The organism is Streptomyces sp. ME02-8801-2C (assembly GCF_033793965.1).
In the GTDB taxonomy this organism is placed as follows: domain Bacteria; phylum Actinomycetota; class Actinomycetes; order Streptomycetales; family Streptomycetaceae; genus Streptomyces.
Map to the genome: position 1 here is coordinate 117,423 of NZ_JARAXP010000008.1, position 16,590 is coordinate 134,012.

A 16,590-nucleotide genomic window follows, 5' to 3' on the forward strand; every position below is an offset into this window, starting at 1 on the left:
GCTATGTCACGAATATATGGCCCTTGTGGTCAAGGGGCGTGGGGCACCCGGTATCGGCCACTACCCTGGACCCGTGACCATTCGCCTGTACGACACCAGCGCCCGGCAGATCCGTGACTTCGCCCCGCTCACACCGGGTTGTGTCTCGATCTACCTCTGTGGCGCCACCGTGCAGGCCGCCCCGCACATCGGGCACATCCGGTCCGGGCTCAACTTCGACATCCTGCGCCGCTGGTTCACCTACCGCGGCTACGACGTCACCTTCATCCGCAACGTCACCGACATCGACGACAAGATCATCAACAAGGCCGCCGAACAGGGGCGGCCCTGGTGGTCCATCGGTTTCGAGAACGAGCGGGCCTTCAACGACGGTTACACCGCCCTCGGCTGCCTCCCCCCGACCTACGAGCCGCGTGCAACCGGGCACGTCACCGAGATGGTCGAGATGATGCGCGGCCTCATCGAACGCGGACACGCCTACGAGGCCGACGGCAACGTCTACTTCGACGTGCGCTCCTTCCCCGGCTACCTGCAGCTGTCCAACCAGGAGCTCGACAACCTGCTCCAGCCCTCCTCGGACGGCGAGACCGGCAAGCGCGACTCCCGTGACTTCGCCATGTGGAAGGCCGTCAAGCCGGGCGAGCCGAGCTGGGAGACACCCTGGGGGCGCGGACGGCCCGGCTGGCACCTCGAGTGCTCCGCCATGGCCCACAAGTACCTCGGCTCCGCCTTCGACATCCACGGCGGCGGCCTCGACCTGATCTTCCCGCACCACGAGAACGAGATCGCCCAGGCCAAGGCCTTCGGCGACGACTTCGCCGCCTACTGGCTGCACAACGCCTGGGTCACCATGAGCGGCGAGAAGATGTCGAAGTCCCTCGGCAACTCCGTCCTCGTCAGCGAGATGGTCAAGGCCTGGCGGCCCATCGTCCTGCGCTACTACCTCGGCACCCCGCACTACCGGTCGATGATCGAATACAGCGAAGAGGCCCTGCGCGAGGCCGAGTCGGCGTTCGCCCGGATCGAGGGTTTCGTGCAGCGCGTCATCGAGAAGGCCGGCGGCGTCGTCGAACCCTCCGCCGAGGTGCCGCCCGCCTTCGCCGAGGCCATGGACGACGACCTCGGTGTGCCCCAGGCCCTGGCCGTCATCCACACCACCGTCAGGCAGGGCAACTCCGCCCTCGCCGCCGACGACAAGGAAGCCGCCGTCGCCCGCCTCGCCGAGGTGCGCGCCATGCTCGGCGTCCTCGGCCTCGACCCCCTCGACCCGCACTGGGTCGGCGAGGGCGCCGACCGGGGCGAGGACCTGCACGGCGTCGTCGACAGCCTCGTACGACTCGTCCTCGACCAGCGCGAGGCCGCGCGCGGACGCAAGGACTGGGGCACCGCCGACGCCATCCGCGACCAGCTCAACCAGTCGGGCCTCGTCATCGAGGACAGTCCGCAGGGGCCGCGCTGGACCCTCGGCCCGCGCTGACCAAATCACCACAAACACGTGCATCTTCTTGATCGATTGTGCCGCCCGGGTCTCCGGGCGGCACACTCATAGACGTACACACGCACGTCACCACACAGACAGGTAGGTCATGGCCGCTAACAACCGCCGCATGTCCGGCAAGAAGGGCGCGCAGGTCGGCAGTGGCGGCCAGCGGCGCCGGGGGCTCGAGGGCAAGGGCCCGACCCCGCCCGCCGAGATGCGCAAGGGACACAAGAAGAACCGTATTGCCGGCGCCAAGGCCAAGCAGCTCCAGCGACGGCCCGCACCCAAGGGGCGCGGCGGGAAGGCCTCCTCCGAACTCGTCGTCGGGCGCAACTCCGTCGTCGAGGCGCTCCGCGAGGGCGTCCCGGCCTCCACGCTCTACGTCCAGCAGTTCATCGACAACGACGAGCGCGTGCGCGAGGCCCTCCAGCTGGTCGGCGAGCGCGGCGGGATCCACCTCATGGAGGCCCCCCGCCCCGAACTCGACCGCATGACCAACGGCCTCAACCACCAGGGCCTCGTCCTCCAGGTCCCGCCGTACGAGTACGCGCACCCCGAGGACCTCGCCAACGCCGCCTACGACAACGGCCAGGACCCCCTCATCGTCGCCCTCGACGGCGTCACCGACCCGCGCAACCTCGGCGCCGTCGTCCGCTCCGTCTCCGCCTTCGGCGGCCACGGCGTCGTCGTGCCCGAGCGGCGCGCCGCCGGTATGACCGCCGGCGCCTGGAAGACGTCCGCCGGCGCCGCCGCCCGTACGCCCGTCGCCCGCGCCACCAATCTGACGCGCGCCCTGGAGGCGTACCAGAAGGCCGGCATCGTCGTCGTCGGTCTCGCCGCCGACGGCGACGCCGAGCTCGGTGACCTCACCGCCCTCGGCGGGCCCGTCGTCATCGTCGTCGGCAGCGAGGGCAAGGGGCTGTCCCGGCTGGTCGGGGAGACCTGCGACCACCTCGTCCGGATCCCGATGCCCGGTGGCACCGAGTCCCTCAACGCCGGCGTCGCGGCCGGGATCGTGCTCTACGAAGCGGCCCGCCGACGCGCCTGAACACCCGTGCACGCCGTCACCCGTACGGGGGGGAATCCGGGCGAGTGACGTGACCTTGACGCGGCCCGGACACATCCGCCGAGTCAAAGCAGTGTCCTAACGTCACGTCACTCGGTTAGATGAGTGTGGACACCAGAACACCCCGCACACCCACGGGGGACCGCTCGTCGGGATACGACGACGCTCCCGCGCTGAGCATGGTGAAGGTGCCGAGCGATCCGGCGCAGGTCATCGTCAACCATGCGAGTTTCCGCGTGCAGTTGGGGGCCTCGACGCGGCTGGCGGCACCGTCGTCCCGCGTCGCCCGGCACCTCGGCGCCTCCGAGGACACGGCGCGCATCCCCGTCTTTGGCGCCGGTGGCGCCACAGCCGGCCGACGCCGGGCGCCCGTCGTCTGGAGTGGCAAGTCGGCGCCCGACGACACCGGCGCACACCGCCTGCTCCAGGCCGCACGGGGCTCCAGCGTGCGCCACGGCGAACAGCCGCCGACCGCCGACGCCGGAGCGACCCAGGTCATCCCCCGAATCGACGGCGACCTCGACTACGCCGGCAGCACCCTCGACCAGTCCATCGAGAACCCGATCGTCGGCAGCCAGCGCACCCACGGCTCCGACACCGGCCGCCTCCTCCCCAACATGCGCACCACCGGCAGCGCATACGAGGAGGCCGGATACGTCGACTCCGGATACGGCCAACATGGCGACGGAGACGACGAGTTCCGCTACGACGCCGACGAAGCCCACGACCGGGACGCCGACGGGCGAAGCAAACGCCACGCCAACGACCCCGTACGGCACGCCTATTACCCCGGCCGCCGCATGAGCCTCGGCGTCGTCCTCCTCCCGCTGCGCATCTTCCTCGGCTTCATCTCCATCTACGCCGGCATGGGCAAACTCTGCGACCCCGTCTACTTCGACGGCGGCAAACGCGGCTCCATGATGAAGTGGCTCAACACCCTGCACCCCTGGGAAGCCGCCGAGCCACTACGGCAGTTCGCCCTCCAGCACCCCGTCGGCTCCGGACTCGTCATCGCCTTCCTCCAGGTCGTCGTGGGAGTCCTCACGGTCCTCGGCCTGTGGCAGCGGGTCGCCGCGGTCGGCGGCGCCCTGCTCTCCGGCGCGCTGCTCGTCACCGTCAGCTGGAAGAGCGTCCCCGTCTACGACGCCCCCGACATCATCTACCTGGCCGCCTGGTCACCACTGATCATCGCCGGCGCCCCCGTCTACTCCATCGACGGCCGCCTCGCAGGCAGCGCCTGGCGCCGACTCGGTCCCCGAACCGACATCTGGGAACTGCGCAGCTACGTCCTGCGCCGCGGGGCCCTCGTCACCGCCCTCGTCATCGGACTCACGCTCCTCATCGGCTCGCTCCTCGGCGGCGCCGTCCGCGACGCCGACCGTGTGGTCGTCCCCGGCCCCGGGGAGGCCCCGCGCAACGAACTCCCCGGCTCCCCGCTCCCGGAGAAGTCCGGCGAACGCCACGCCTCGAAGAGCCCCTCGGCGGCCACCAAGTCGCCGACCCAGAGCGCCACTTCGGCCGCCCCCACCAGCGGCGACGTCGCGACCACCCCGGAGGAGGCCCGCGAGAGCGGCAGCGTCACCGGAAGCCGGCCCACCCAGACCCAGGGCACCGTCGGCCAGGCCCCGCCGCAACAGACCACCCCGGCCCAGCAGGCGCCCAGCACCAGCACCGGACCGTCCTCGTCGGGCGGCGGCAGCACGGGCACCCCCGGCGGCACCAACGGCGGCTCCACGGGCGGCAGCACCGGCAGCACCGGCGAAGGCAGCACCGGCGGCTCCTCCACGGGCCAGCCGGGACTGGTCGGCGGGCTCCTGGGCTAGTAACAACCCGCCTGGGTAAGGCGGTTACATGAATGGGGCCCCGCGCTGTGACAGCGCGGGGCCCCATTTCACGTATGTACGAAGGTCGTTGGGAAGGCGATTGGGAAGGTGGTTGAGGAGGTGGTTGAGGAGGTGGTTGAGGGAGTCGTTGGCGAACCGGCAGCTCAACGCCCCAGCGCCGCAAGCTCCTTCGCCGCCTCCGTGAGGTCCTTCGCGGTGTCGATGGCACGCCAGTACGCACCGTGCGGGATCGGGAAACCCGCCAGGCGCAGTTCGCGGGCCAGATGGGGAAACGTCGTACGTTCGTGGTCGCCGCGCTCCGGGAGCAGGGCGGCGAACTCGGAGGAGAAGACGTACACGCCCGCGTTGATCTCGAACGTCGACGGAGGGGACTCTATGAAGTCCGTGATGTGACCGAAGCCGTCCGTCTGCACGGCGCCCCACGGCAGCCGCGGCCGGGCCAGCGCGAGAGTCGCCACGGCGTCCCGCTCCGCGTGGAAGTCGGCCATCTCGCGCAGCGAGAAACGGGTCCAGATGTCACCGTTGGTGGCATACCAGGGCTGGTCCGGAGCGGGCAGATGCGCGGCGGCGTACTTGAGGCCACCGCCACGACCGAGGGGCTCCGTCTCGACGACCGTCGTGACGTTCAGCGGCAGATCAGCGGACTCGAGCCACTTCTGCAACACCTCGGCGAGATGCCCACAGCTGACGACGACGTCCGTCACGCCCTCCTCGGCGAGCCAGACGAGCTGATGGCCGATGATCGGCGTCCCCGTGCCGGGGATCTCGACCATCGGCTTGGGCCGGTCATCGGTGTACGGGCGGAGCCGGGAGCCTTGGCCGCCGGCGAGGACCACGGCCTGGGTGGGGCGCGTCGTGGCGTTCGGATCGCTCATGAATCGAACTGTACGGGGCGCTCCGCGGGTTTGGCGGGGGAGGTTGGGGGGTGGGGCTGTGCGTGGGGATCTGCGGCTCGGTGGGGGCTGAGCGCGCAGTTCCCCGCGCCCCTGGAGGCTGCCCCTGCGGGGCGCCTCCAGGGGCTTTTGCGGCTAGCTGTGGGCCGCTGCCACTCCTGTGGCGAAAGACGTGTCGCAGACCGGGCGGGCGTAGGACTGGGCGCGCGACGGGCCGTACATGTGGACCGCCGCTCGGCCCAGGGCGCGGGCGATCGAGGTGCAGTGCCTCGCCAGGGCCGGCTTGCCGTTCACTGCCTGTTGGAGGTGGGTGAGGGCGGTCCCGGGGTCCTTGTCCTGGAGCTCCAGGAGGAGCTGGTCGCGCAGGACGTCCTGCGGTTCGGGGGCCGCTGCGGCTCGGGCGGCCAAGTCCTCGGAGGATGCCGTGAGCACCGAGTCCGAGGGGTTCCCCGACCAGTTGACCCGGGTGACCGCGAGGGTCCCGGACAGCACCAGGACGACGGGCAGGACAAGGGCGAGGCTACGGCCGATCCGGCGGGCGGGGCCACGGCCACTTCGCGTCAGTTGGTTAGTGGAGTGCTTCACGCGAGTGAGGGTAGCGCTCAGTGCTGACATGGCGACATTCAGTCACCCGATCGGGGGATGGATTGGTGCCGTTTTCTGGGTAGGGCGTTGACGCACGCGCCCGTGAAGGCACATGCGAAGGCGCATGCGAAGGGCCCCGCGGCAAGCCGCGGGGCCCTTCAGCGTTCAGATCGAGATCGAGATCGCGTCTCAGTCGGTGAGGCGCTCGCCCGTCGAGGTCGAGAACACGTGGGTCTCGCCCGGACGCGGCACGACGTGCAGCGTGGCGCCCTTGTCCGGGACGGCACGGCCGCTGACACGCACGACCAGGTCCTTGAGGTCGTCGCCGACCTTGGCGCTGCCGTAGACGTAACCGTCGGCGCCGAGCTCCTCGACGACGTTCACCGTGACGGCGAGACCGGCCGGCGCGTCCGCGGAGTCCTTGGACAGCGCGCTGGCGGCGGCACCGTTGTGCTCGACGATGTCGAAGTGCTCGGGGCGGACGCCGACCGTGACGGTGGTGTCACCCTTGTCGGCGGCGGCCTTGAGGGCCTCGCGGTTGACCGGGACGACCGAGTTGCCGAACTTCACGCCGCCGTCGGTGATCGGGACCTCGACCAGGTTCATGGCCGGGGAGCCGATGAAGCCGGCCACGAAGAGGTTCGCGGGACGGTCGTACATGTTGCGCGGGGAGTCGACCTGCTGGAGCAGACCGTCCTTCAGCACGGCCACGCGGTCACCCATGGTCATGGCCTCGACCTGGTCGTGGGTGACGTACACCGTGGTGATGCCGAGACGGCGCTGCAGCGACGCGATCTGCGTACGCGTCGACACACGGAGCTTGGCGTCGAGGTTCGACAGCGGCTCGTCCATGAGGAACACCTGGGGCTCACGCACGATGGCGCGACCCATGGCGACACGCTGGCGCTGACCACCGGAGAGCGCCTTCGGCTTACGGCTGAGGTAGTCCGTGAGGTCGAGGATCTTCGCCGCGTCCTCCACCTTCTGGCGGATCTCGGCCTTGTTGACGCCGGCGATCTTGAGCGCGAAGCCCATGTTGTCGGCGACGGTCATGTGCGGGTACAGCGCGTAGTTCTGGAACACCATCGCGATGTCCCGGTCCTTCGGCGGCAGGTGCGTGACGTCGCGGTCACCGATGCGGATGGCACCGGCGTTCACGTCCTCGAGCCCGGCGAGCATGCGGAGCGAGGTGGACTTGCCGCAACCGGACGGACCGACGAGAACGAGGAACTCGCCGTCCCCGACCTCGATCTCCAGACCATCGACGGCGGGCTTCTCGGTGCCCGGGTAGATGCGGGTCGCCTTGTCGAACGAAACAGTGGCCATGGGTACTAGGCCCCCTTCACCGGCAGGAACGTGCCGGACGATCCGTAGTGGAAGGTGGTGTAGTCCACGTATGCGGACTGAACCAGGACGGTACCTGGGGTTTCGACTTCTGTCAGTAGGTGGAGGAGTGTGAACTTCGCGGAAATTTTCGAGCCGGAAACATACGAGCAGGCAGAGCAGCGCACTTTTGACCTTGCCGTGAGGCTTCCTGCTTCATCACCCACCGCCGACGCACCCAGTCCTCGTGAACTGCGCCCGAACGGTCTTACACGCGCTCCACAGGCATTCCGGCCGACGGCCCGTCGGTCCGTACCGCTCCGGCCGCTGCTAGGCGGCCAGCAGGCAACCCTCCAGGTCCGACGCCCTGATCACCGCCGGCACCTCCTTCGTAGGCGGCAGCCCCGCCGCCACCAGCCAATACAGCCGCAACCCCTCATCCCGAAGGTTCACAGCCGCATTCACATCCCGGTCATGAACGACCCCGCACTCGCCACACGTCCACTCACGCACCGAGACATCCAACTTCGGACCCTTGGTGTGACAGGCAGAACAACGCCGCGTCGACGGGAAGAACCGGTCGACGATCACCAACGTCCGCCCATACCACTCGCACTTGTACCGCAACTGCCGCAACAACTCGGCCCACCCGGCATCGATGATCGCCTCGTTCAGCTTCGCCTTCCGCCGACGACCCTTGCCACGCGCCGGACGCAACAGGTTCCCAATGGCCAGATCCTCCACCACGAGCACTTGGTTCTCGCGCACCAGGCGGGTCGTGAACTGGTCCAACATGTCCCTGCGAACGTCACCGATGAGCGCGTAAAGACGCGCGATCTTCCGCCGCACCTTGTCCCGGTTCGCCGAACCCCTCACCTTCCTGTGCAGCTCCCGCTGCAACCGCGCCAACCTCTCCGCGTACCGCCTCAACAGACGAGGATGATCAACCTTCGTCCCGTCGTCCAGAGTGACGAGCGACGCCAGCCCCAGATCCAGCCCCACCGCCTTCGGCGCCCGCGAACCCGACACAAAGGCAGCGGGGAGAGGACTGATCCGCTCCTCCATGAGCGTCGAGACGAAATAGCGCCCGGCCCGATCCCGCGTCACCGACAAACGCACCGGAACGACCCCCACAGGCAGCGCCCGCGACCAACGAACATCCAGAGGCCCCGACTGCTTCGCCAACGTGATCGACCCCGTCCCCGGCCGCTCCGGATCCTCGACCCACCTGAACCCCGTCCGCACATACGTCGCCGAATCCCGCGACCGCCCCTTCCGCTTCCGCTGCGGATACTTCCCCGACCCCTTGAAGAACCGCCCAAACGCCTGATCGAGATGCCGCAACGACTGCTGAAGCACGACCGACGACACCTCCCCGAGCCACACCATCCCCTCCGCCCGCTTCCACCCCGTCAACGCCCGGCAGGACTCCGCGAACCCCACATTCACCCGATGCCGCTCCCAGGCACCGGACCGAAGCGCCAGCCCCTCGTTGTAGACCCACCGACAGGCACCGAACGTCTTCGCCAGCTGCTCCGCCTGCTCGGCGGTCGGATAGAAGCGGAAGCGGTACAGACGGTGCTGCGTATCAGGTTCCTTGGCGTGTGCCTTCAGCGGCGTCGCCGCGCGCTGGTGGTGCTTGCGGCGGTCGCCGATACCGAGGTCTTCGCGCTTGATCCTCTCGGCTTCCTCGCCGGTCACCGCTTCCAGCCTCGGCTTGTCCACCGACTCCCCCGGCTTGCCCATGAGCCCCTCCCCGACGACTGATCTTCGGAGCAGCACGTCAGAGCGATCAACGAACGGATGCTCGGATGGTTACGTTTGGTTTTCGAGACCGAGGTCAGACGCGAACTACGTGGCTCGGAGGATCGCGCTCTGTGTACAGTGGAGCCGCCTTCGCGTACGGCGTTTTGGGTGCGCGCGGTGCCTCCTTAGCTCAGCTGGAACGAGCAGCTCACTTGTAATGAGCAGGTCATCGGTTCGAATCCGATAGGGGGCTCGACAGCCCAGGTCAGCTCCCCGCTGACCTGGGCTTCTTGTTTGTGGGGTGGCGTAGGAGGCGGGCGATTTCCAGGTCCTGGTCGTCCAGGGGGTCGCCGTCCTTGATGGTCCACAGGGCGTTCTGGAGTACTCGGGCGAGGGTCCACGCGCGTGCGCGTTCGCGGTCGAGGGACAGGGTGGCTGTGAGGGCTTCGAAGCGCCAGGGGATGTCGTCGGTGTCGAAGCGGTTGTTCAGGGCCGGCCAGAGATCGAAGCCGGGGTCTCCTGCCAGGGGTTTCGGGTCGATGGCCAGCCAGGGGGCGCGGTGGGCGGCGAGGACGTTCTCGTCGTGGAGGTCCCAGTGGAGGAGGCGGTCGCCGGGGTCGGGGGCCACTTCGCGCAGGGCTGAGGCGCAGTCCTGGAGGAGGGTGCGGGTCTCGGGGGCCGCCGGGAGGCGGCGTAGGGCCTGTGGTGTCTCGGCCAGCATGCGTGTCGCGATGTCGCCGAGGGTGCGGATGCCCGGTGGGGCCGGTACGGACGTGAGGTGGGCGAGGAGGTCGGCGATGACCTGGGTGGCCTCGTGGGCGTCGGGGTGGTGGGACAGCATCCGGGTGTGGTCGAGGCGTTCCAGGAGCAGCGTGCCCGTGGTGGGGTCGTGGTCCAGGAGGCGTACTGCGTGGTCGCCGTTCCAGAGGCGGAGGGCGGTTGGTTCGCCTTCGCTCTCGGCATCGAGGAGCTGGAGTTTCAGGGCGGCCGGGGTGTTGTCCGCGCGGACGACGGGGAGGACGAGGGCTGTCACGCCGTGCATGGCCGGGCCGTCGACGCGTAGGTTCCAGTGGTCGAGGAAGTCGGCTGTGCGGGCGGGAAGTGTGGTGATGAAGGCGCGGCCCGCCTCCCCGTTGTACTTGAGCTGTGTGGCGGCAAGTTCGTCGGGGACGCGGATGCGGGTCACGTGGCGACTGTATGTGCGTGCGTAAATTGGGGCATGCGATTTTCGGCGGGTCCGCGCGGGGTGTGGGCTTACGTTCGTAGTGCTCCGGGGACGTACGTGTGGCTGCTCGTCCTGTTTTTCACGACGGTGGCTGTGCATCTCATGTCGGCGGAGTTCCAGGAGGAGTTCCTGCGGCAGCGTTCGACGAACATCAATGAATTGTCGGACCATCCGGTGCGGGTGTTGATCTCCAGTGCGATGTGGATCGACGGGTGGTGGACTCCGTATCTCGTGCTGTATTCGGTGTTTCACGCGCAGGTCGAGCGGTGGTTGGGGACCGTGCGGTGGCTGGTGGTGTGTGTGAGCGCGCATGTGCTGGCGACGTTGGTGAGCCAGGGTGCGGTGTGGCGGGCGATCCGGGACGGTTCGGCGCCGGCGTCGGCGGCGGACACGATGGATTTCGGGGTGAGTTACGGGCTGGCGGGGGTGGTGGCCGTACTGACGTACCGGCTCACCCGGCCGTGGCGGTACGTGTACGCGGTGGGGGTTCTTGTCGTGTACGGGGTGCCGTTGTCCGTCTCGCGGACGTTCACGGATCTGGGGCACTTCACCGCGGCGCTGATCGGCTTCGCCTGCTGGCCGTTGACGCGTCTCAGGGGTCGTGAGGTGCGGAATCCGAAGGAGACACTGGGGGCGTTGAGGCGTTAACGTCCGGCGCTATGAGCAGCGCGAATGGCGGTTCGGGTGTGGGTGCTGGGGCCGTCAACGGCCGGGTTTCCTTCTGGTACGCGCAGGACGGTCTGCAGGAGATGCGGGCGCGTCTCGACGGGGACGCGACGGCGGATGTCGTGATCGTCGGGGGCGGCTACACGGGGTTGTGGTCGGCCTATTACGTCAACGACCCGGGACTAAAGTCCCGGGCTTGCACGGCGGGCGCCACTGGCTGTGGTGCTGCGCTTGCGTCCTGGCCCGCCCTCGGGTGTCGGGGGTGGGTCTGGGGCGGTTGACTGCGCCCCGCGTCGCCACAACTCTTCCGCGCGGGCGCGGATGTTGCGGGAGCTGTTTCGGTCTGCGTGATCAACGAATCCGCAGGACCGGCATGCGAACCAGGCCTGGGAGACCCGGTTCGCCCTGTCGATGTGGCCGCATTCGGCGCAGGTGCGGGAGGTGTACGCCGGATCGACGTACACCACCGGGACGCCGGCCTTCTTGGCCTTGTACGCGATGAACTGCCCCAGCTGGGCAAAGCTCCAGCTGGAGTGGGTGGCCCGTTGGGGTTTGCGTAGCCGTACCCGTTCGCGGATGCCCGTCAGTTCTTCGAGGGCGATTCCGCGTCCGGTGCGTTCTGCCGCGGCCACCACATGTTTCGCGATCTTGTGGTTGATGTCCTTCGCCCGCCGTGCTTCCTTGCGCCTGCGTTTCTTCAAACGGCGCTTGGCGGACGGGGTGTTCTTCTTCTGCAGTTTGGTGCGCAGGGTGCGTTCGCGCAGCCGTCCCCGGTTCAGCGCACGCCCGGCCATGATTTGGCCGTCGCTCGGGGTGGCGATGTTGACGATCCCCAGGTCGATACCGAGGAACCCGTCCGGACCGGTGTTCAGGGGTGCTTCGGGGATTTCGCAGGTGGCTTGCAGAAACCACATCCCGTCGCGGTGGAGCAGGTCGGACTCACCCCTGCGGTACAGGGCCAGGCGGGCGAGCTGTTCCGGGGAGGCGGTGAACGCCACCTGCTTCATTCGCCCGGACAGGGTCCAGAGGGAGACGGTCCGGTCGGGGATCTGCCACGACAGCATCCGGTCGTCATAGGGCTGCGCGCCCTCAGGCCGGAAGACGACCGGTTTGCCCACCGCCCGCCGGTACCGCTTCGACCACGGCCTGCCCAGGTTCCCGGCCTTCAGGTTTGCCGCCAGCGTCCGGTAGGCGTCACAGGTCTTCTTGATGGTGTGCTGGGCGGCCTGCGCACCCAGCCCCCACCGCTGCCTGATCTCGGAGTAGGTGTGCTCGCGCAGCGCGAAGTTCCGCTTCACATCCTTCTCGAAGGCGACCTCGGACACCCAGGTGGCGGCCTCGTTGCAGGCGTGCAGGGTCGCCTCAAGCGCCGCCGCCTGTACGGGCGTCGGCAACAGCTTGACCTGCACCACCAGCTTCATGACGCTCGAACCTACACAGCCGTCCGTACAGACACATGGCTTCCGCACATCAGTCCCATCATTCAGCGACCCGTCGACCATGTGTTCGGCATTGTCCGGCTACGCCGGACAGCCCTACGCGTGCTCCGCGCCCGAACTCCCGCACACCGCGACGCTCCGCGTCGCCACCACACGAGGCGATTCCTCCCCATTTGCGGGGCCACCAAGAAGGTATTGGGGGGCGGCTGCGACGCCCCCCTCGGTGGCTGGGCTGGGCTGGGGGTGGGCTGTTGGGCCGGTGGTAGGTGGGGGTGCGGGCCCCGGGCGGTCTGTTACGGCTCCAGGATTACCTTGCCGGTTGTGCCTCGGTTTTCCAGGGCTCGGTGGGCGGCGGCTGCTTCTGTGAGGGGGAAGCGGTGTACCGCGGGGGTCAGGCGGCCGGTTGCGGCTTCGGTGAGGGCGCGTAGTTCCAGGGTGCGCAGGGGGTTCGGGCCGCCTGCCTTCGCCAGCATTTCCGGGCCGAGGACCTGTTGGGAGAGGCCCTCGATGAGGAGGGGGCCGCCGGTGTGGATGCCGGCTGCGGACCAGCCGAAGACGAGGTGTTGTCCGGTGGGGGAGAGGAGTGCGGTGGCCTCGCGGGCGATGTCGCCGCCGACGCCGTCGAAGACGACGGTTGCGGGCCTGCCGCCGAGATACGCGCGTACCTTGTCCGGCCAGGCGGGATCCGCGTAGTCGACGGCGAGGTCGGCGCCGTTCGCCGCGACGAGGGCCGTTTTCGCCGGGCCGCCGGCGAGGCCGATCACGGTGGCGCCGGTGTGTCGGGCGTACTGCACGAGCAGGGTGCCGATGCCGCCGGCGGCGGCCGGGACGACGGCCACGGAGTCGGGGCCGAGGTCGGTGAACTGCAGGATGCCCATGGCCGTACGCCCTGTGCCGATCATGGCGACGGCCTGGGCGAAGTCGAGGCCGGCCGGGATTTCGTGCAGGCGTTCCATGCCGGTGACGGCGAGTTCGGCGTATCCGCCGGGCTGGAAGCCGAGGTGGGCTACGACGCGTTTGCCGAGCCACAGTCGCGGGGTGCCCTCGCCCAGGGCGTCGACGGTGCCGGCGACCTCGCGGCCGGGGATGGTCGGGAGTCGGGCGGGCTCCGGTGCCGGGCCTGTCATGCCCTCGCGCAGGGCGGCGTCGAGGAGGTGTACGCCGGCTGCGGCGACGGCGATGCGAACCTCGCCGGGGCCGGGGATCGGGTCGTCCACCTGTTCGTGGACGAGGTTTTCGGCGGGGCCGAAGGTGTGCAGGCGGATGGCGTGCATGAGGGGTCCTCAGGTGTGGTGGCGGGAGGCGTGGTGGTGAGAGGCGTGGTGTCGCGGCGTTCGGTTTCGTGCTGTGCCTCGGGAGTTGCCACTCTTCAACCTCAAGCATGCTTCAGGTCAAGGGGGTTGGGGCGGCCGTGGATGCGTCGGTTGCCCAGGGCCAGTGATACGGCGGTCAGCGCGCTGTTGAAGGAGACCTCCGCGAGGACGCCGGGGGCCGCCACCTGGTCGCCCGTCAGGTAGACGTTGTCGCCGCGTTCGATCGCGGGCCGGTCGCGCCAGCTCGTACCCGGCAGGTCGACCGCGCCGGTACGGCCGTTCGCGGTGGCCTCGCGGCGCCAGGTGACGCGTTCGCGCCAGCCGTCGAAGGCCAGGTCGAGGAGTTCCTCGGCGTGGGCGACGCCCTCGGCGCGGGAGGCGTGCGGGGCGATCGGGAACTGGCCCTGGAGGAGCTGCTCGCCGGCGGGGGCGAGGGTGCGGTCCTGTGCGGTGAAGCGTTCCAGCCAGCCGGGTGCGTCCAGGTCGGAGACGACGAAGGGGTCGCCGCGCCGGGTGCGTACGGCGAGGTCGAGGAGGACCGTACGCGCGCCGGTCCAGGTGAGGGTGTCGTCGCCCAGGAGGCGCCGGGCGGCGTCGAGGGAGGTGGCGACGATGACGGGTGTGTCGGTGGGGAGCGTGTCGACGCGGGACAGGGTCTCGACCCGTACGCCCAGGTTCCAGGCGCGGGCGGCCATCCGGTCGATCACGCTGGCCCAGCCGCCGCGCGGGTAGTGGGCCTCGGGCGGGAGGGCGGCGGCGCGGCGCAGCCGTTCCTGTACGAAGGCCGCGGACAGGGAGCCGGGGTCGTGGTGGAAGAGGGCGACGGCGGAGTAGTGCGCGGCGGCGACGGCGCCCTTCTCGCCTGCCTGGTCGGTGGCCCAGGTCATGAAGTCGATGTCCTGGGGCGCCTGTTGGGCGCTGCGGCGCAGCAGCTTGAGCATGGCGAGGGGTGGGGTGCGGCGCAGGGCGCCCTGGTGGCGGAAGTGGAATCGGGCGGCTTCCAGGGGTGGGAGCGGGGCCAGCGGTCCGATCAGGTCGCGGCGCGTGAGCCAGGTCCAGTGCGGGCCGCCGCTGTAGAGGGCGTGCGGGCCGTCGTTCGTACGGTACGGCCCCTCGGCGGTGCGGCCCCGGCCGCCGAGGGTGTGGTGGGCCTCGTACACGGTGACCTTGGCGCCTGCCTCGGCGGCGGCGATGGCGGCGGTGAGGCCGGCGAAGCCGCCGCCGATGACGGTGAGGGGGGTGCGGGGGCGGGGGCGGGCGGGGGTGTGGTGCATGTCCTGGGTCTCCCTCTGGTGGGTGCCTTTCTGCTGTGCGTCAGTACGACTGGTTGAAGGGAGTGGAATGTGACATGGGGGTGGTCGAAGGGGTGTTTTCGCAGGTCGGGCCAGTTGTCAGTGGTGGGGTGCAGGATGGGGGCATGGTGAGGCGAGCGGTGGGTGGCGTGGGCGGTACGGGGGGTTCCGCGGACGGGGTCAAGGGAGCTCGGCGGCCTGAGGTGCGGTTGCCTGCGCTGGAGCCGTTCGGGGGTGGGGAGTTGGCGGTTGACGGGGACTACGACGGGCTCGCGTTCCGGGAGGCCGACTTCGCCGGGCAGGACGGCGGGGGCGCCCGGTTCATGGACTGTGCGCTGACGGGGTGCGTGCTGGACGAGACAGGGCTGCATCACGCCCGCTTGCTCGACTCGGTCCTCACGGGCATTCGGGGCGTCGGCACGAACCTCGCCGAGTCGACGCTGCGTGATGTGGAGCTGGTCGATGCCCGGCTGGGCGGGGTGCAGTTGCACGGGGCCGTGCTGGAGCGGGTGCTGGTGCGGGGCGGGAAGATCGACTATCTGAACCTGAGGAAGGCGAAGCTGAAGGATGTCGTCTTCGAGGGGTGCGTGCTGGTGGAGCCGGACTTCGGGGGTGCGGTGCTGGAGCGGGTGGAGTTCGTGGACTGTTCGCTGAAGGGGGCGGACTTCAGTGCGGCGAGTCTTCGGGATGTGGATTTCCGGCGGGCTGCGGAGTTGGGGTTCGCGCGGGGGGTGGATCGGTTGGCGGGGGCGGTGATCAGTCCTGTGCAGTTGCTTGAGCTTGCGGGGGTGTTTGCGGCGGAGTTGGGGGTGCGGGTGGGGTAGTTGGGGGGTTTCCCACCCACCCGCCCGTCTCGGTTTGTTTGCCGGGTGCCCTCGAGAGGCGGCTCGTTCGGCTTGTCCGGGGCGCGATAGGTAACGCCGGTTTCAGACCAGGTCGGGTTTCCCACCCGCCCACCCGTTCGCCCTTTGTGTTCAGTTTGGGAGTCTTGGGAAGCGGGCCTGCAGTGTCCAGATCGCCGGGTTTTCGCCCAGCGCCTCGTGGAGGTCGATCAGGTCGGCCAGGACGTCGTGGAGGAAGTCCCTCGCCTCTCTGCGCAGCTCCGCGTGGGAGAAGGTGAGCGGCGGTTCCTCCGCCGGCATCCAGTCGGACTCGATGTCCACCCATCCGAAGCGGCGCTCGAAGAGCATGCGGTCGGTGGACTCGGTGAAGTCCAGTTCCGCGTACTGGGGGCGGGAGGCGCGGGAACCCGCGGGGTCCTGGTCCAGCTGCTCCACGATGTCGCACAGCGCCCACGCGAAGTCGAGCACCGGCACCCATCCCCAGGCTGTGGACAGTTCCCGGTCCGCCTTGGTGTCGGCGAGGTAGACGTCTCCGCAGAAGAGGTCGTGGCGCAGGGTGTGGACGTCCGCGCGGCGGTAGTCGGTCTGCGGGGGGTCCGGGAAGCGGTTGGAGAGGGCGTAGCCGATATCGAGCACGGTGGTGATGGTGTCATGACGTCAACCAATGGCGGTCGCCCCGGCCGCCCCCCGGCTCTCCCGGCCGTCCCCACACCCTCGGCCGCCCCGGCACCTGCCGGCCCCGGCCCCGGGCCTCGCCCTCCTGGGCCGGCCTCCTCCCGGCCCCCCACCCCTCCCGATGTGCGCGCGGACGCGTGAAAGCCCCCGGTCCGAGCGCTGCCTCGCGCTCGGACCGGGGGCTTCCCGGCCGGCCGCCGG

General features: G+C 69.4%; 14 protein-coding genes and 1 tRNA gene. 6 read left to right on the plus strand and 9 right to left on the minus strand.

Annotated features, from left to right (window positions below; translation table 11 throughout):
• The first annotated feature begins 73 nt into the window (after positions 1-73).
• The 3 genes from cysS (at position 74) to PV396_RS26385 (ending at position 4,369) form a co-directional block, all read left to right on the plus strand.
• On the plus strand, positions 74-1,477 hold the full coding sequence (cysS, locus tag PV396_RS26375) for a cysteine--tRNA ligase (protein ID WP_319208645.1): 1,404 nt from the start codon (positions 74-76) through the stop codon (positions 1,475-1,477).
• Positions 1,478-1,586: 109 nt separating this feature from the next.
• Positions 1,587-2,528: a 23S rRNA (guanosine(2251)-2'-O)-methyltransferase RlmB gene (rlmB, locus tag PV396_RS26380; protein WP_319208646.1), complete on the plus strand. Its 942-nt coding sequence runs from the start codon at positions 1,587-1,589 to the stop codon at positions 2,526-2,528.
• A 125-nt stretch (positions 2,529-2,653) separates the two neighbouring features.
• Entirely contained in the window at positions 2,654-4,369 is a 1,716-nt protein-coding gene (locus PV396_RS26385; RefSeq protein WP_319209311.1) for a DoxX family membrane protein, read from the plus strand.
• 164 nt (positions 4,370-4,533) lie between these two features.
• On the opposite strand, the gene PV396_RS26390 is transcribed toward PV396_RS26385, so the two are convergent.
• The 4 genes from PV396_RS26390 to PV396_RS26405 all read right to left on the minus strand — a co-directional run bounded on the left by PV396_RS26390 (position 4,534) and on the right by PV396_RS26405 (position 8,937).
• Complete coding sequence (locus PV396_RS26390; protein ID WP_319208648.1) at positions 4,534-5,265, minus strand: nucleotidyltransferase family protein; 732 nt, start codon at positions 5,263-5,265, stop codon at positions 4,534-4,536.
• A 153-nt stretch (positions 5,266-5,418) separates the two neighbouring features.
• The gene (locus PV396_RS26395; protein ID WP_319208649.1) at positions 5,419-5,868 is read right to left on the minus strand and encodes a hypothetical protein; all 450 of its coding nucleotides are present in this window, start codon (positions 5,866-5,868) and stop codon (positions 5,419-5,421) included.
• Between the two features lie 189 nt (positions 5,869-6,057).
• Positions 6,058-7,194 carry a sn-glycerol-3-phosphate ABC transporter ATP-binding protein UgpC gene (locus PV396_RS26400; protein WP_319208651.1) on the minus strand — a complete coding sequence of 379 codons (1,137 nt, stop codon included), beginning with the start codon at positions 7,192-7,194 and terminating at the stop codon, positions 6,058-6,060.
• Positions 7,195-7,521: 327 nt separating this feature from the next.
• The gene (locus tag PV396_RS26405) at positions 7,522-8,937 is read right to left on the minus strand and encodes an RNA-guided endonuclease TnpB family protein (protein WP_319208652.1); all 1,416 of its coding nucleotides are present in this window, start codon (positions 8,935-8,937) and stop codon (positions 7,522-7,524) included.
• Between the two features lie 179 nt (positions 8,938-9,116).
• Here PV396_RS26405 and PV396_RS26410 point away from each other — a divergent pair.
• Positions 9,117-9,190 (plus strand) — tRNA-Thr (locus tag PV396_RS26410).
• A 12-nt stretch (positions 9,191-9,202) separates the two neighbouring features.
• Here PV396_RS26410 and PV396_RS26415 read toward each other — a convergent pair.
• Positions 9,203-10,123 carry an aminoglycoside phosphotransferase family protein gene (locus tag PV396_RS26415; protein ID WP_319208653.1) on the minus strand — a complete coding sequence of 307 codons (921 nt, stop codon included), beginning with the start codon at positions 10,121-10,123 and terminating at the stop codon, positions 9,203-9,205.
• A 33-nt stretch (positions 10,124-10,156) separates the two neighbouring features.
• Here PV396_RS26415 and PV396_RS26420 point away from each other — a divergent pair, with 33 nt between their 5' ends.
• Complete coding sequence (locus tag PV396_RS26420) at positions 10,157-10,810, plus strand: rhomboid-like protein (protein WP_319208654.1); 654 nt, start codon at positions 10,157-10,159, stop codon at positions 10,808-10,810.
• A 200-nt stretch (positions 10,811-11,010) separates the two neighbouring features.
• On the opposite strand, the gene PV396_RS26430 is transcribed toward PV396_RS26420, so the two are convergent.
• The 3 genes from PV396_RS26430 to PV396_RS26440 all read right to left on the minus strand — a co-directional run bounded on the left by PV396_RS26430 (position 11,011) and on the right by PV396_RS26440 (position 14,854).
• A complete protein-coding gene (locus tag PV396_RS26430; protein WP_319208655.1) occupies positions 11,011-12,249 on the minus strand; it encodes a transposase in 1,239 nt (412 codons plus the stop codon).
• A gap of 311 nt (positions 12,250-12,560) precedes the next feature.
• On the minus strand, positions 12,561-13,541 hold the full coding sequence (locus PV396_RS26435; protein WP_319208656.1) for a zinc-binding dehydrogenase: 981 nt from the start codon (positions 13,539-13,541) through the stop codon (positions 12,561-12,563).
• A gap of 101 nt (positions 13,542-13,642) precedes the next feature.
• Complete coding sequence (locus PV396_RS26440) at positions 13,643-14,854, minus strand: NAD(P)-binding protein (protein WP_319208658.1); 1,212 nt, start codon at positions 14,852-14,854, stop codon at positions 13,643-13,645.
• Between the two features lie 143 nt (positions 14,855-14,997).
• Between PV396_RS26440 and PV396_RS26445 the strand changes: the two genes are divergently transcribed.
• A complete protein-coding gene (locus PV396_RS26445; protein ID WP_319208660.1) occupies positions 14,998-15,696 on the plus strand; it encodes a pentapeptide repeat-containing protein in 699 nt (232 codons plus the stop codon).
• Positions 15,697-15,846: 150 nt separating this feature from the next.
• On the opposite strand, the gene PV396_RS26450 is transcribed toward PV396_RS26445, so the two are convergent.
• A complete protein-coding gene (locus PV396_RS26450; protein WP_319208661.1) occupies positions 15,847-16,350 on the minus strand; it encodes a hypothetical protein in 504 nt (167 codons plus the stop codon).
• Positions 16,351-16,590 lie beyond the last annotated feature (240 nt).

Bases quoted from the DNA above. Each gene is read 5' to 3' on its own strand.
- rlmB (WP_319208646.1), top strand. From the start codon at position 1,587: ATGGCCGCTAACAACCGCCGCATGTCCGGCAAGAAGGGCGCGCAGGTC.
- PV396_RS26390 (WP_319208648.1), bottom strand. From the start codon at position 5,265: ATGAGCGATCCGAACGCCACGACGCGCCCCACCCAGGCCGTGGTCCTC.
- PV396_RS26400 (WP_319208651.1), bottom strand. From the start codon at position 7,194: ATGGCCACTGTTTCGTTCGACAAGGCGACCCGCATCTACCCGGGCACC.
- PV396_RS26405 (WP_319208652.1), bottom strand. From the start codon at position 8,937: ATGGGCAAGCCGGGGGAGTCGGTGGACAAGCCGAGGCTGGAAGCGGTG.
- PV396_RS26420 (WP_319208654.1), top strand. From the start codon at position 10,157: ATGCGATTTTCGGCGGGTCCGCGCGGGGTGTGGGCTTACGTTCGTAGT.
- PV396_RS26430 (WP_319208655.1), bottom strand. From the start codon at position 12,249: ATGAAGCTGGTGGTGCAGGTCAAGCTGTTGCCGACGCCCGTACAGGCG.
- PV396_RS26435 (WP_319208656.1), bottom strand. From the start codon at position 13,541: ATGCACGCCATCCGCCTGCACACCTTCGGCCCCGCCGAAAACCTCGTC.
- PV396_RS26440 (WP_319208658.1), bottom strand. From the start codon at position 14,854: ATGCACCACACCCCCGCCCGCCCCCGCCCCCGCACCCCCCTCACCGTC.
- PV396_RS26445 (WP_319208660.1), top strand. From the start codon at position 14,998: ATGGTGAGGCGAGCGGTGGGTGGCGTGGGCGGTACGGGGGGTTCCGCG.